Annotated in this window: 12 protein-coding genes; 3 read left to right on the top strand and 9 right to left on the bottom strand. The window is 61.2% G+C overall.

The genetic code is table 11. The features are described 5' to 3' along the window. Positions 1-257: 257 nt before the first annotated feature. Positions 258-1,898 carry an acetate--CoA ligase gene (locus RJT37_RS11810; RefSeq protein ID WP_313684675.1) on the bottom strand — a complete coding sequence of 547 codons (1,641 nt, stop codon included), beginning with the start codon at positions 1,896-1,898 and terminating at the stop codon, positions 258-260. 347 nt (positions 1,899-2,245) lie between these two features. Next, a complete protein-coding gene (locus RJT37_RS11805) occupies positions 2,246-2,839 on the bottom strand; it encodes a flavin reductase family protein (RefSeq protein WP_313684673.1) in 594 nt (197 codons plus the stop codon). Between the two features lie 467 nt (positions 2,840-3,306). Here RJT37_RS11805 and RJT37_RS11800 point away from each other — a divergent pair, with 467 nt between their 5' ends. Next, a complete protein-coding gene (locus RJT37_RS11800) occupies positions 3,307-4,149 on the top strand; it encodes an acyl-CoA thioesterase (protein WP_313684671.1) in 843 nt (280 codons plus the stop codon). 34 nt (positions 4,150-4,183) lie between these two features. Here the strand turns inward: RJT37_RS11800 and RJT37_RS11795 are convergent, their stop codons facing one another. From RJT37_RS11795 to RJT37_RS11765, 7 genes are all read right to left on the bottom strand, one after another. Next, complete coding sequence (locus RJT37_RS11795; RefSeq protein ID WP_313684670.1) at positions 4,184-4,654, bottom strand: MaoC family dehydratase; 471 nt, start codon at positions 4,652-4,654, stop codon at positions 4,184-4,186. Between the two features lie 5 nt (positions 4,655-4,659). Then, complete coding sequence (locus tag RJT37_RS11790; protein ID WP_313684669.1) at positions 4,660-5,352, bottom strand: ABC transporter ATP-binding protein; 693 nt, start codon at positions 5,350-5,352, stop codon at positions 4,660-4,662. Next, complete coding sequence (locus RJT37_RS11785) at positions 5,349-6,080, bottom strand: ABC transporter ATP-binding protein (protein WP_313684667.1); 732 nt, start codon at positions 6,078-6,080, stop codon at positions 5,349-5,351. Before RJT37_RS11785 ends, RJT37_RS11790 begins: the two co-directional genes overlap by 4 nt. An 87-nt stretch (positions 6,081-6,167) precedes the next feature. Then, positions 6,168-7,187, bottom strand: a complete 1,020-nt coding sequence (locus tag RJT37_RS11780; RefSeq protein WP_313684665.1) for a branched-chain amino acid ABC transporter permease — start codon at positions 7,185-7,187, stop codon at positions 6,168-6,170. Then, on the bottom strand, positions 7,184-8,047 hold the full coding sequence (locus RJT37_RS11775) for a branched-chain amino acid ABC transporter permease (RefSeq protein WP_313684663.1): 864 nt from the start codon (positions 8,045-8,047) through the stop codon (positions 7,184-7,186). The genes RJT37_RS11780 and RJT37_RS11775 overlap by 4 nt, the downstream gene beginning before the upstream one ends. 254 nt (positions 8,048-8,301) lie before the next feature. Next, positions 8,302-9,588, bottom strand: coding sequence for an ABC transporter substrate-binding protein (locus RJT37_RS11770; RefSeq protein WP_313684661.1), 1,287 nt, complete (start codon positions 9,586-9,588; stop codon positions 8,302-8,304). A gap of 497 nt (positions 9,589-10,085) precedes the next feature. Continuing rightward, positions 10,086-11,618 (bottom strand): class I adenylate-forming enzyme family protein, encoded by a 1,533-nt coding sequence (locus RJT37_RS11765; protein WP_313684660.1) that lies wholly within the window; start codon positions 11,616-11,618, stop codon positions 10,086-10,088. A gap of 502 nt (positions 11,619-12,120) precedes the next feature. On the opposite strand from RJT37_RS11765, the gene RJT37_RS11760 reads away from it, so the two are divergent. Both RJT37_RS11760 and RJT37_RS11755 read left to right on the top strand, forming a co-directional pair. Beyond that, positions 12,121-12,504, top strand: a complete 384-nt coding sequence (locus RJT37_RS11760; RefSeq protein ID WP_313684658.1) for a Rid family detoxifying hydrolase — start codon at positions 12,121-12,123, stop codon at positions 12,502-12,504. Between the two features lie 284 nt (positions 12,505-12,788). Continuing rightward, on the top strand, positions 12,789-13,760 hold the full coding sequence (locus RJT37_RS11755; protein ID WP_313684656.1) for a VOC family protein: 972 nt from the start codon (positions 12,789-12,791) through the stop codon (positions 13,758-13,760). Positions 13,761-14,015 lie beyond the last annotated feature (255 nt).

The raw sequence follows: 14,015 nt of genomic DNA, 5'->3' as shown, positions 1-14,015 counted from the left end.
GTATCCGCCGTGAGATAACGATTTTATCTAACTGCCGCGAAAAACCGGGTTTGGGCAACTGCCGCGAAATACCGGCTTTATTCTACTGCCGTGAGTCTCGAACCCGTCAAATACCTTCGACAGTCACTCCTCAGCCGACGCTGAAAACCCCGACCGGGACGATACCGGCGCTTCTCATACTGATTACTCTCACTTTTTCCCGCCGAGCGCCGTCAACGGGGACCGCGCTCGGCGGGAAGAGACGAGAGTAATCAGTATCAGTCCTCGTACTGCTGGCGTTCCCGCTCCCGGAGTTTGACGCGCTGGATCTTGCCGGTCTCGGTGCGCGGGAGTTCGTCGGTGAACTCGATGCGTCGGGGGTATTTGTACGGTGCCAGCGTGTTCTTGACGTGGTTCTGCAGCGTCTCGGTCAGCTCGTCGCCGGGCGTCGCATCATCGGAGACGACCACGAACGCCTTCACGACCTGGCCGCGTTCCTCGTCGGGTGAACCGACGACGGCGACTTCCGAGACCTCCTCGCGCTCTTCGAGGACCGCCTCGACCTCCGGACCGGGGATGTTGTAGCCGCTCGACACGATGAGGTCGTCCTCGCGGGACTTGTATTCGAGTCGGCCGTCCTCGCGGTGCACGTAGATGTCACCCGGGAGGCTCCAGCCGTCGACGAGCGCCTCGTCCTGCTTTTCCGGGCGGTTCCAGTAGGAGATGCCCGTCGGCCCACGGACCGCGAGGAGCCCGGCCTCGCCGCGCGGGAGTTCCTCGCCAGTGTCCGGATCGATGACCTTGCACTCGTAGCCGGGAACCGGATAGCCGGTCGCGCCGGGGTCGATCTCCTCTCCCTCACGGTGGCTCACGAAGATGTGCAGCATCTCGGTGGTCCCGATCCCGTCGTAGATCTCGACACCGTAGCTGTCTTTGAACTTGTTGAACGTGCTGTGCGTGAGTGGTTCGCCGGCGCTCACGGCCAGCCGCAGCGAGTGGGTCTCGTACTCGTCAGGCCCGTCGGGGTGTTTCGCGAGAATCTGGTTGAACGCCGTCGGGATCGAACAGAGGATCGTGATTTCGTGCTTCTCGACGGCTTCAAGCAGGTCGGCCGGCGAGGCGTTTTCCACGAGACTCGACGTAGCCCCGAACCGGAGCGGGAACGTCAGGAGGTCGCCGTAACCGTACGCAAAGGGAAGCGGCGGATTGCCGCCGAAGACGTCGTCCTCGGTGACGTTGAGGCAGTAGCGCGCGTAACTGTCCGCGGTCGCGAGCACCTGTCGGTGGGTGTGCGTCGCGCCCTTCGGCTGGCCGGTCGTCCCGGAGGTGTACAGCATCAGCGCGAGGTCCTCGCGGGAGGTGGGATGCGCGTCGAGTTCGTCGTCGGCCGCGTCCGTCAGTTCGTCGTAGTCGAGATGGTCGTGTTCGACGCCGTTCCGCTGGACGACCACGACGTCGTCGACGGTGTCCAGGTCGGGGAGCGCCTCGGTGATCTCTTCGAGGAGGCCGTCGTAGACGACGACCATCGAGGCCTCCGCGTTGTTGATGATGTGGATGAGCTCTTTTGCGCGGAGCAGCTTCATCGACGGCAGCGGCACGGCCCCGATCTTCTGGATTGCGAGACAGGAAATGACGGCCTCCGGACGGTTAGTGAAGCGGACGACGACCCGGTCGCCCGGTTCGACACCTTGCCCTGCGAGCGCGTTTCCGAACCGGTTGACCCGCGTTTGCAGTTCGTCGTACGTGATCTCTTCGTCTTTGAACCGGATAGCGACGTTGTCGCCACGACCCTCGCGGACGTGACGGTCTACCAACTCGTCGGCGACGTTGATCTCCTCCGGGTAGTGAAGTTCCGGGAGCGGATGAACGAGGTCCGGTCCGTCATCTGGCAGATACGAGGCTGGTACGTTTTCTTGCATCGCTTATTACGGCAATCAAGATATGTCTCAAAGTACTTTACGGTCGAATATGAGAGACGGCCGTCGGCGGGGGTCGAAAAACTGCGTGAGGCAGTCGTCTTCCGATCGCGGATTCCCCCGGTAGATTCGGCCGACTTATCCCGGTTCGGCGGTTCCGTGATCGTCTGGCATTCCACTTCGCAGATCATCGTCCCAGGACGGCATTCTGCCCCTCAAGTTCGCCCCGGAGGTCGGTACGCACCCGATACCTTGGAGGGGTATTCGATTCGGTGGGGAGCGTTGAGGGCCGGGCGAAAGTACGTCCTGCATTTCTGGCTGGCCGGGAGTTTCGTATCCTATCGTTCGAATCAGTAATTTTCTCGTTGGAAATCAAGCGGTTCGGTACGAGTATAGAAGGGGCCGCCGAGACGGCCGATCGGAGCCACTTTCGTCGCGTCGATGACGCCATCCGTGGTTATATCGTCGGATATATGATAATATTCGACCTCTCCGAGGATCATAATTCGGTCGTGAATCTCGAGATGATCGAAGAGAGTGCACTCCATCGTCACGGGGGCCTCGGCAACCCTCGGCGGTCGAATTCGCCGACAGGGTGCACGCGGGATCGCCGATAGCTCGAATTCGTTCTCTTCGGGAGGGAGGTTCTGACCCGTCTGGTCGACCCGTTCGAGATATTCTTCGGTGACGATGTTGATCGCAAATTCTTCGGTGCAAAGAGCGTTCCGAGCCGTATCCTTGTACTCTCCGTTCTCCCGGAGTGAGGTGTTAAATACCACGACTGGATCGCTTGAATCGATGTAGTTGTAGGAGCTGAATGGGGCGAGATTTTCGGTTCCGTCCGGGCTCACTGTGCTGATCCAAGCAATTGGACGGGGTGCGACTGCAGTCTTGACGATACGGGCGTTGGTTCGGCCACTGATCTCCGCCGGATCAAGCTTCATATTGCTCTCCATTTCTTTGCGAAGAAATTAATTGCGTTGTTCAGACCCGCGAATAGATACTGACGGTGCAAATTCCACCTGCGTCTCGGATGTGTCTCGACGGGCGTTAGGCGTGGCGCACGTCGGCGCCACGCATTTTCACATTCAAAATTGGAGTGGAGATCAGAGACAGTCACCGAAACGAGTGTCACCCTCCGTCTGGAGAAGTTGTTCGCCGGTTTCCTGAAACGAGCGCTCTGACAGCCAGTTCGAGCCGAAAGCCTCCTCCACCGTTCGTTCTGTATCTCAGAACAGTCAGTCGCAGGACTTGATTCATTTTCTCCGATTCAACGGCGACGCTCCTGCGGCACGGAAACCGGATTAATCCGTCAATGCCTCCCAAGATGAACCGACCGACGACGTGGGGACGCGCCTGATTGTAGCTCCAGCCCGAAACGCTATTATCACCGGATTCCCTGGGGGGTGATATGCGTACCATTGACGACCACCAGGTACGGTTTGGTGAACTCGCTGGGCCGCTCGTCCACGGCGCAATGTTCTTCGATTGGCAACTGATCTCGACGCAGGAACTCGCCGCCGCGGTGGAGTATCCGTTCCCGTATCTCGTCGAAAACGACGCAATTCCGTACGCACCGGTCGGGCTCGATACGACCGTCCACCGGTATCCGACGTTCGACGACACCGTCTCCGTGGAAGTCACCCCCACGAGAGTCGGCGACTCCAGCCTCGAGTTGGTGTACGAGATGATCGATAAAGACGGCGAGGCCCTCTCGACGGCTCAGATGACCCACGTTACGATCGCACCCGAGGGCGGCGCGCTGCCGATTCCGGAAGAGACCCAGACGCTGATCAAGAACCTCGTCGGCGACAAATCAGTTGCAGTCGGTCCCAGCAGGGACGGCGATACCGGTTCGCAATATCCGACGTTCGAGGAGACGTTCCAAATTCACAGTCCCTACATCGAGGGGTCGGAACTGGCCTATTTCGAGGAGTACCCCCGATTTGCGGGAATCGCACTCGAACGGTACCTCGCCGCACAGGGGGTCCAGCTGAGCGACCTCGCCGGCGACAGGCAGCCGTTCCGGCTACGCGACTGGCACTGGGAGTTCAAATCGCCGGTCCGCTATGACTCGCTTCTCTCCGTGGAGTGCGACGTCCAGGCGGTGACCGAGGACACCGTCCGAGTGGCGCACACCTTCAGGACCGACGGCGAGGTCCGGATCGAGGGCCTCACCGAGTACGGGTGCTTCACGTCGGAGGGCGAACCGAGTACCTTCACCGACGCGATGCTGTCTCCCTTCGAGAACTAATCCGGTCGGGACTCAACAAGCCGAGAGAGTTCCGTTACTCCGAGAGCGGCCAGTCGCTTTCGGCCTCGCGCGTGAGAAAGATGTTCGTCGAGCGCCAGTAGAGGACGGTCTCCCCGTTTTGGTTTTCGGCCGTGACGTCGTTTGTGACGTACCCGCGGTCATCTCGGCTCTCGGAAGCCGTGGTCTCTACGACCTCGACGGTTGCCGTCACCGTATCGTCGGGCCGGACAGGCGTCGGCCAGCGGAGTTCCTCCAGGCCGAAGGAGCCGAGCGTCGCCGTCTTCGAGAGGAATCCCTCGTACAGCAGCGCCATACAGGAGCCTGCCGTGTGCCAGCCGCTGGCGATGAGGCCCCCGTACATCGTCTGTTCGGCTGCGGCGGGATCGACGTGGATCGGCTGCGGATCGTAGCGGCGCGCAAACGAGAGCAACTCCGCTTTGTCGGCCGTGTACGATCCGAGTTCGTGCGTCTCGCCGTCGTCGATGTCCTCGAAATACCGAACCATCGCGCTCAGAGGTAGGCGTCCTTGACGTGTTCGCTCTCCAGCAGCCCCTGACCGGTGTCCTCGCGAACGATCCGGCCGTTTTCGAGCAGGTACGCACGGTCCGCCATCTTGAGCGCCCGGTTGACGTGCTGCTCGACGAGCAGCACGGTGATCTCCTCGCTGATCCCCTCGATCTTCTCGAAGACCCTGTCGGTGATCTGGGGCGCCAGCCCTTCCGACGGCTCGTCGAGCGCGAGGATCCGCGGTTTCGCCATCAGTCCCCGACCGATCGCGAGCATCTGTTGCTGCCCGCCGCTCATCGATCGTGCGAGCTGATCGGAGCGCTCCTCGAGGATCGGGAAGACCTCGAAGACCTCCTCCATCATCTCGTCTAATTCCTCACGCTTGGTGTAAGCGCCCATCTCCAGGTTCTCCCGAACGGTCATCTGCCCGAAGAGGTTCCGCTCCTCGGAGACGTGGACGAAGCCCCGACGAACGATGTCCGACGGGGTGAGCGTGGCGACGTCTTCGTCCCACACCGTCACCGTCCCGGCGTCGACCGGGTGGAGTCCCGACATCACCCGAAGCAGTGTCGATTTGCCCGCGCCGTTGGGACCGACGAGTGACACGACGCCGTCGTCCTCGGAGACGGCCATATCGAGGTCCCAGATCACCTGGATGTTCCCGTAGGAGACGTCGATGCCGTCGAGTTCGATCACGAATCTTCCTCCGCGCCGAGGTACGCCTCGGTCACCGCTTGATTGTTTCTGATCTCCTCGGGCGTCCCCTCGGCGATCTTCTCGCCGCTCTTGAGGACGATGATGCGGTCTGCGGTTCCCATAATCGCGTCCATAATGTGTTCGATCCAGAACACCGAGATGTTGCGTTCGTCGCGGAGCCGACGAATCGTGTCCGATAGCTCCTGGATCTCGACGGGGGTCAGTCCGCTCGCGATCTCGTCGAGGAGCACGAGATCCGGATCGGACGCCACGGTCCGGGCCAGTTCGAGCTGTTTCTGCTGGGCGATCGGAAGGTTCCCGGCCTTCATATCGGCCTTCTCTGCCAGGCCGACGAATTCGAGCGCCTCGCGGCCGCGCTCTTCGGCTTCCTCTCGCGAGATCGACTCGTCCGTGCCGAAAAGCGCCCCCGCGACGGCGTTTTCCATCACCGTCATCTCGCCGAACACGCGGACGATCTGAAACGTCCGCAGGAGGCCGGCTCGGGCGATCTCGTGGGTGTCCAGCGCGAGGAGATCGTCCCCGTTGAACGAGATCTTCGTCTCCTCTTCGGGGTCGAGGACACCCGTGATCGTGTTGAACAACGTCGTCTTTCCGGCTCCGTTGGGCCCGATGAGCCCGACGATCTCGCCCCGGCCGATCTCCAGGTCGACCCCGTCGACGGCGACGAGACCACCGAACTTCTTGCGAATGTTCGCGGCCTCAAGCATTGGTACCTACATACAGATTGGCGTCCGGTAATAACGGTTTTGCCTCGTCGTTCCTCACAGAAGAGAACACTCCTTCTCCGAGCGCCGTCAGCCGTCCATCTCAGCCTCGGCGGGCGTCCCCCCGTTGCCACCGCCCAGCGTGACGTCCCGCTTCTCGAGGAACTCCTGGACAGCGACGATGACGCCGCTCCGGAAGTACAGGAACAAAAGAATCAGCAACGCGCCGAAGATCGCCGTCCGCCAGTTGGCGGCGTAGGTCCCGAGAGCCGCCTCGATGATCTCGACGATGACCGCGCCGACGATCGGGCCGTACGCCTGCCGGATTCCACCCACGATGAGGACGATCAGCGCGATCACGTCGACCGCGAGGAACGTGAATATCGAGGGCGTGATGTACGTCGCCTCTCTCGCGAGCATCGTGCCGGCGATCGCGATGATGACGCCGGCGATGAACCCGGCGATGGCTTTGTAACGGACCACGTCGATCCCGATCGATTCCGCCGCCATCTCGTCTTCCCGGATGGCCTCGAAGGCGAGCCCGTAGTGGGAGTTGATGAGCCACAGGTACAGCACCATCCCGGCCAGCAGGAACGCGAGCAACACGTAGTAGATCACGACCGCCGAGGGCAAGCCGACGGCTTCCGCGATTCCGGTGATCGAGAAGAGTTCGTAGGGGAACCCCGTCGAGCCGCCGGTGTAGTCTCTGGCGCCGACGAACCCTTCCTCGAGCACGAGTTGGAGGTTCAGCGTGAGAATGGAGATCAGGATGACCGTGAACTTCCGACGCGCGGAGATCCAACTCACAGAGAGCGCGACGATCCCACAGAGGAGTGCGGCGACCGGCAGCGCCACCCAGGCGGTAATACCGACCGTATCGGCGATCAGTGCCGTAGCGTACGCGCCGAGGCCACCCAAGCCACCCATAAAGAGGAACAGCTGATCGTTGTGCCCGAAGACGATGTTCAAAGCGAGCGCGAAAAGCGCAAATAGCAGGATCCGCGAAAGCACGCCGATGAAGTAGCCGCTGCCCATCACCGGCAGCGGCGCGATGACGAACACCAGGCCGACGATGGCCAGCTTGCGCTTGCCCGGAACGAGCTCTCTCACGACGACATCACCTCCGGACGGAAGAGGAGGAAAATCACGGCCGAGCCGAACAGGATGATCGTCGCGAAGTACGAGCCGACGAAGAAGTTAGCCATCGTGTTGACCAGCCCGAGCAACAGCCCCGCGACGACCGCGCCGACGAGACTGCGGACGCCGCCGACGATGGAGACGATCAGCGCGAACGTCGTGAACTCGAAGCTGCTCGCCACGCTGACGTTCGATCGGGAGGCCGCGAGAATGCCCGCCAGGCCGGCGACGATCGCCGAGAGGACGAACACGAGCGTCCGGATCTTCCGGGGATCGATCCCCACCAGTTGGGCCCCGCGCTCGTCCTGGAAGATGGTCCGCGCCGCCTTCCCGAGGAACGTCCGGTTGAGAAAGAGGAATAGCACGGCGAGGATTACGCCCGCGATAATGATGCTTGCGACGGAGACGCCGGTGACGACCGTCGTCCCGAGGTCGATCGGCGACAGCCCGAGATCGATCGAATACTGCGAGGAGACGTAGTTGACCATCACGCCTTCGAGCAGGACCGTCAGTCCGAGCGTGGTGAAGATCCCAAGCAGGATCCGTTCTTCGCCTTCCGAACGGTAGACGAGCGACAGGAGCGTCCGGTCGACGATCAGACCGAAGACGCCGACGGCGACGAGTCCGCCCAAGATCGCCACCGGGAGCGCTATCCCGCTACTCGTCATCAACGCTGCCAGGATCGCCGCGATCACCGCAAATGCGCCGATTGCCAGATTCAACACCTCTCCGAGCCCGTAGACGAGCGTGATTCCGACGCCGAGTAGGGCTAAGGTCGCGCCGAACGAGAGCCCGTCCACGGCGAGCGCCGCTAGCGTGCTAACTGTGACCATTTAGTGCCCCGAATGATAGACGGTGGTGTATAGTTTACGAATTTCCAAACGTTGTCGCAGTTGAGGAAGGTGCCGCCAGTATTCGTGTTCTCTCGCCCGACGGTTGCTGTATCGACGTTCGGTGTCAGGGAAAAACGGCCTGATCGTTCGCCCCGGTCGGCGGGGAGCGGTGAAATCGTCCTGTCGACCACAACTGCTTCGGGAGGCGCCTCCTCCCGTCGACGGGAGTGAGAGACGTCTGTCCAGCCGACAGATCAGGCCTCTGGCGGCAGCGCCGGCAGCGGATCGGTACGGAACAGCTCTTCGAGACTGTAATTTCCGTCGGGGTAATAGGAGGGCGATTCGGCCGTGACGGAACTGTACAGTTGCACCTGGTTTTTGAGCTCGCCGTACTCGGAGTACTGTATCGGTTCGGCGAACAGCGTGTCGAACTCGATAGACCGGATCGCCTCGGTGATCGCTTCGGGGCTTGCCTCGCCGGCGTTCTCGATGGCCTGCGCGATCATCTGCCCGGTGACGTACCCGTACGACGTGTGGGTGTCGAACTGGCTGCCGACCTCCTCGCCGTAGCGCTGTGCCACCTCGGCAAACGCATCAGAGGCGACGTCGGCCATGTGGAGGTGGGTGAATCCGGTGTCGGCGACGTTCTCACCGAGGGCGGACCGAATGACCGTTCCCGGGAATCCCGGACCGGTGATGACCTCCGGATTGTACCCGAGCTCCGAGAGCTGTCCGGTAATCGTCAGCGACCCCGGTGGATGGCCGGTCGCGACGAACATCTCGACGTCCGTGGAGATCTGCCGGATGTACGACGAGAAGTCGTCGGCGCCGACCGGCGCGACGTGGATATCCACGTCCATCTCGAAGTTGTCTTCGATGCCGGATTTGATCGACTGTCCCCAGGCGTAGTCGCCGACGATCGCGGCGACGTTCTCGTAGCCGGCGTCGGCGGCGAACTGCGCTTGCGCCTGCATCGTCGTTGCGGCGGGCAGCAGTCCGAGCCGGAACGAGTGCAGCGTCTCGGGCGTGATCGTCTCGTCCGATCCGGCCATGTGCATAATCATCGGGATGCCGAGTTCCTGGGCCGTCCGCGAGGTGCGGATCCCGACGTCGGAACTCACCGGACCGGTCGCGGCCACGATGTCGTTCTGTTCAGCCAACCGCTCGAAGATCGACGACGCCTCCGCGGGGTCGCTTTCGGAGTTCGATTCGACGATGTTCAGTTGTCGACCGCCCAGGACGCCGCCGTTGGCGTTGATCTCCTGGACGGCGAACGCGAGACCCGCCGAGTGCGTCTGGCCCCACGGCGCGAAGCCACCCGACAGCGGCTGGACGGAGCCGATGTTGATCTGTTCTCCGCCGTCGTCTCCGGAACTGGCTGTCGTCGTGGTCTCGCCGCCACCGGTGTCGGTGCTGGTGTCCCCATCCGAGTCGCCGCCATCTCCGTTGCCGTTGCCTGAACAGCCTGCAAGCAGGCTGACAGTCGCCGCTCCGCCGGTTACTTTCAGGATCTCCCGTCGATTTAGCCTCTGCTTAGACATCTTCGCACGAACCTTATCTTTTATTATATTTTAATGTGGTGGTTTTTACGACGGAATTGAGTTTTCGAGGGTGCATCGCGTGCGGTGTCGGAAGACCGCTCGTTCGCGATTCTTCGAGGCGAAAGCCCACGAGTGACATCGCGGAATAAAATCCACTGCCGGCGGCGACTCTGTCAGCGGTCGTCGGATGTGGAACCGCGGCCGGGGAAGGGGGAGGCACGCTCTGCGGAGGGAACAGACGCCTGCTATCCCGGTCGACGGCCGCACTGACACGGCACAGATTCTCGCCGTCGATGGGGGGACCCTGCCGAAGTCGGGACGCGTGTTGTGTCCGATGAAGCCCACGACGGCACTCGTGGACGGACGTCACTGGATGGCTGTTCTCGAAGGTATCCAAAATACGTAGAAACGACCGGAACGGGCCACTCGACAGCAATCGGCGACCGATCATCGGGAGCGGAGGACCACCGTGCCACGCGTGTTCGGTGGGTACTTCGCTACTCCTCGGTGCGGGATTCGAGTTTGTACCGCTCGATCTTGCCGCTTGGATTCCGTGGAAGCCCATCGACGAAGTGGTACTGGCGCGGTCGCTTGTAGTCCGCCAACTCGTCGCTGTCGCGGCACCACTCGTCCAGTTCCGCCTCGGTGACGCTGTCGCTCCGCTCGACGAACGCGACGACCATTTCGCCCCACTTCTCGTTCGGATGACCCACGACCCCCGCGTCGGCAACGTCGGGGTGGGTGAGGAGCACGTCTTCGACCTCCGACGGATAGATATTCTCGCCCCCACTGATGATCATATCGTCGACTCGGCCAGTGATTATGATTCTGTTCTCTTCGGTCCGACGCGCCGCATCCCCCGTGAAGAACCAGCCGTCGTGGATCCGCTTTTCGGTCGCCTTCGGCTTGTTCCAGTAGCCGTTGAAGGTAACCGGCGAGTTCGTTTTGACGATGAGTTCCCCCTGTGTGCCCGTCTCGACCGTGTCTTCGGGGCCCTCACTGTCGAAGTCGACGATCCGGGTCGTCATCCCGACGTTCGCGGGGCCGCTCACCGTCGGATCGTTGATGTCGTGGAGTTCGACGTGGGCGAGGGTCCCGTAGGCTTCGGTCGTCCCGTAGAGGTTCGCGATGTGGTCGGGATCGAACGCCTCCATCGTCCGATCGAAGACCGACTGGCTCATCGGCGCGCCGGAGTAGCCGATCGTTTGGACCGACGAGACGTCCACCTCATCGATCGCGTCGCTGTCGAGCAGACTCGCAAAGATCGTCGGTGCCTCGTGGAGCGCCGAGACCTCGTACTCCTCGATGCCGCGAACAGCGAGATCAGGATCGAAGTCCGACATACACAGATAGGTTCCGCTCATCGAGAGCAGCCCACAGAGGATCCCGTGGAGGCCGACCGTGTGGTACAGCGGCATCACACCGAGCATGTTCTCGTCGAGATAGTAGTGCTGGCCGAGGGCGTTGATGAGCCACCGCGAGGCGGTCGCCTCGTGATCGAGCGGGATCCCTTTCGGATCGCCCGTCGTCCCCGAACTGTACAGCATCACGCTCGGATCTCTGTAGTCGACCTCGACGTCTGGATCCACGGCCGGCGCATCGGCGAACTCCCCGAAGGATTCTGCGAACTCGGGTGTGTCCGCGCCGGCGTGTACCATCGGGACGTCGATCTCCTCGGCGATAGCGGTGACCGCGTCCCGCGACAACTCGTCGAAGAGCAACAGTTCGGGATCGGAATCCTCGACGTGGTAGCGAACGCCGCTCGCTGCCACGCGGAAATTGAACGGAACGGCGACGACGCCAGCCAGCTGGGTTGCGACAAACGCCACGACGTGCTCGGGGGAATTCGCCATACAGATCGCCACCCGATCACCGGACTCCAGCCCCCGATCCCGAAGCGCGTTGGCGACGCGGTAGGCTCGGGACTGAAGTTCCGAGTACGTGAGTTCGGTGTCGTCGTTCAGATGAACAACCGCGGACCGATCGGGTGTCCGTGCGACCGATTGCTCAAACGTGAGTGGGAATAACATACGCAGCGGTGTACTCCCAAGACTGTAATAATCTTTCTTCTCGCACCACCGCTGCCGTGTGCGTCCGCACCAGTCAGTACTGATTGGTTCCCAGTGATTTCTTGGGCGGTTGGCCGGACGTTCTGAATCAGGTCGACGCCGGAATCGTCTCGTTCGGGCAGACTGCTCGGACAGGCGACCGGGATACTCGACCGAGAGGAACCGGCTTCGATTGGGGGAGGCCGAACAATCGCCCGATAAAGGCGAGTCGATTACACGGTGAGCGAATTGAAACCGACGGAATCACGACGGACGCGGATCACTCGACCGCGATAGTCCTACGAATCGACGCCACCTCCCGGAGACGACCATCTACGGTTGCGATCCCCATCCGAGGGACTGATCCCAAAACGTCAGAAAGACGACTCACGCCTCGGCCGGAGTTCTCCCAACTCGTTTGAGCAGTACCCATACCCATTTTTAGGAAAACTTTATATAATAACCAGTATGAATTCAGAGGCGTATGGAAGAAGTTAAGACGGACGACGCGCCGGCACCGATCGGACCGTTCTCGCAAGGCATCATCGATGGCGACGTGCTCCACGTTTCCGGGCAGGGACCCGCAGACCCTGAGACGAGAGAGGTACTGGTCGACGGTGTCCAAGAACAGACAGAGCAAGTACTAGAAAACATCGCTGCCGTTCTCGAGGCTGGCGGCGCATCGATGGACGATGTGGTCAAAACAACTGTCTATATGGCGGATATGGACAATTACGGTGAGGTCAACGAGGTCTATGGCGAATATATGAGTGAGCCGTATCCCGCCCGAGCGGCTGTCGAAGCTGCCCGCCTACCGCTCGACAATATCCACGTCGAAATTCGCGCTACCGCATCGCTCAAAGAGTAGATAACACTCGCTGCCGGTATTTATTATCCCACTGAGCTGAGTAGTTACGACGACCGACACTCTCGCCCGTACCGGCAGTCGATCGAGTCACTTCAGCGGATCAGTGCCCGCATCACCGATCGTCTAACGTCGGAAGACCTGCCAACCACTGCCGGAGAATCGACGGCAAACTGTGCTCTTCTCACCGAACCACTGTGTTCGGTCCGGGGTTCGTTCCTCTGTTCTCTCGATTATGATTTCGGATTTACATAATGTATTTATATCTTTAACCGATGATCCTACTTATGGTAGCTCCGACAAGCGCTCCTATCGCAAAGTTGGGTCACGTTGCTATCGAGACGACGGACCTCGAAGAGTCGCTGTGGTTCTTTCGTGATCTGATCGGCCTCAACGTGGTCGAAGTGGTAGACGATACCGCGTATCTCCGTGCTGCCCGAGACTGGGAGCATCACACACTCAGTATCACCGAAACGGGCTCGCAAGGCGTAAACCACGTAGCCTTCCGCGCGTCGAGTGAGGAGGCGCTCGAGGAACTCGCCGCGGATCTCGAGGGGCAGGGTATCGACGTCGAATGGAAGGAAGCCGGGACCGAACGGGGCGTCGGTCGGTTGTTCCGGTTCGTGTCGCCGCACGACCATCACTTCGAGGTGTACCGGGACGTCGAACGGCCGGAGGCGCCGGAAGACAGACGCTCGAAGCTCAAACTCCGACGGTACGACCCGACGGATGCGAATCTGGTCAATCCGCAACGCCTGGATCACACGCACGTCCAGGGCCCGGAGGGGCGCGAGCAAACTGACTGGATTATGGACACGTTCGGAATGGGCCTCAACGAGATCTTCACGAAGGGCGATGGCAAAGAGTGGGCCTGGTGGCTCAGTTCGACGCCGCTACCTCACGATATCGCGGTCCACGACGACCCTGACCTCCCCGAATCGGAGTTCCATCACCTCGCGTATCACCTGAACCACCTCGAGGACCTCTGGAACGCAGCGGATATTCTGAGCGAAAACGGGATCACCGTCGACGCTGGCCCCGGCCGCCACGCGATTACCTATATGGACTACCTCTACGTGATCGAACCGGCCAGCGGTGTCCGCCTCGAACTCGTTCGTGGACCGGGGTATCTCAACTTCGAGTCGGACTGGGAGCCCGTCGTCTGGGAGGAATCCGAGATCGGCCCCGCGGACGAACACCAGTGGATCGGCGACCAGTACTCGAATTACTCCTCCCCGTACACCGGGCCGTTCCCGTAGGAAGAACACCCTGGAACTGTGACCCGCTGCAAACGGGTCGGTTTCGCGGTGGAAACCAAAGAGGGTCGCCCGCGAGTACGAGCACCAGTGATCTGAGCCCGGATGAGAAGGTGCCATTGTAGCGTTTGCAAGGCTTCGCTCACACGATCGCACGCTGTCGTGCGGTCGGATGAGTAATCAGTTGCAAACGCGACTAGAGGCTCTCTTTGGCGTCGCCGCTGCTGAAATCCGAGCCGAAGCAGCCCACAGTGCGTC

Source organism: Halobellus marinus (assembly GCF_032113415.1).
Taxonomy (GTDB): domain Archaea; phylum Halobacteriota; class Halobacteria; order Halobacteriales; family Haloferacaceae; genus Haloquadratum; species Haloquadratum marinus.
This window is presented reverse-complemented; position numbering and strand designations above follow the sequence as displayed.

Coding starts and splice junctions, on each gene's coding strand:
- RJT37_RS11800 (WP_313684671.1), top strand. CDS start 3,307: ATGCGTACCATTGACGACCACCAGGTACGGTTTGGTGAACTCGCTGGG.
- RJT37_RS11785 (WP_313684667.1), bottom strand. CDS start 6,080: ATGCTTGAGGCCGCGAACATTCGCAAGAAGTTCGGTGGTCTCGTCGCC.
- RJT37_RS11770 (WP_313684661.1), bottom strand. CDS start 9,588: ATGTCTAAGCAGAGGCTAAATCGACGGGAGATCCTGAAAGTAACCGGC.
- RJT37_RS11755 (WP_313684656.1), top strand. CDS start 12,789: ATGGTAGCTCCGACAAGCGCTCCTATCGCAAAGTTGGGTCACGTTGCT.
- RJT37_RS11810 (WP_313684675.1), bottom strand. CDS start 1,898: ATGCAAGAAAACGTACCAGCCTCGTATCTGCCAGATGACGGACCGGAC.
- RJT37_RS11795 (WP_313684670.1), bottom strand. CDS start 4,654: ATGGTTCGGTATTTCGAGGACATCGACGACGGCGAGACGCACGAACTC.
- RJT37_RS11765 (WP_313684660.1), bottom strand. CDS start 11,618: ATGTTATTCCCACTCACGTTTGAGCAATCGGTCGCACGGACACCCGAT.
- RJT37_RS11760 (WP_313684658.1), top strand. CDS start 12,121: ATGGAAGAAGTTAAGACGGACGACGCGCCGGCACCGATCGGACCGTTC.
- RJT37_RS11805 (WP_313684673.1), bottom strand. CDS start 2,839: ATGAAGCTTGATCCGGCGGAGATCAGTGGCCGAACCAACGCCCGTATC.
- RJT37_RS11775 (WP_313684663.1), bottom strand. CDS start 8,047: ATGGTCACAGTTAGCACGCTAGCGGCGCTCGCCGTGGACGGGCTCTCG.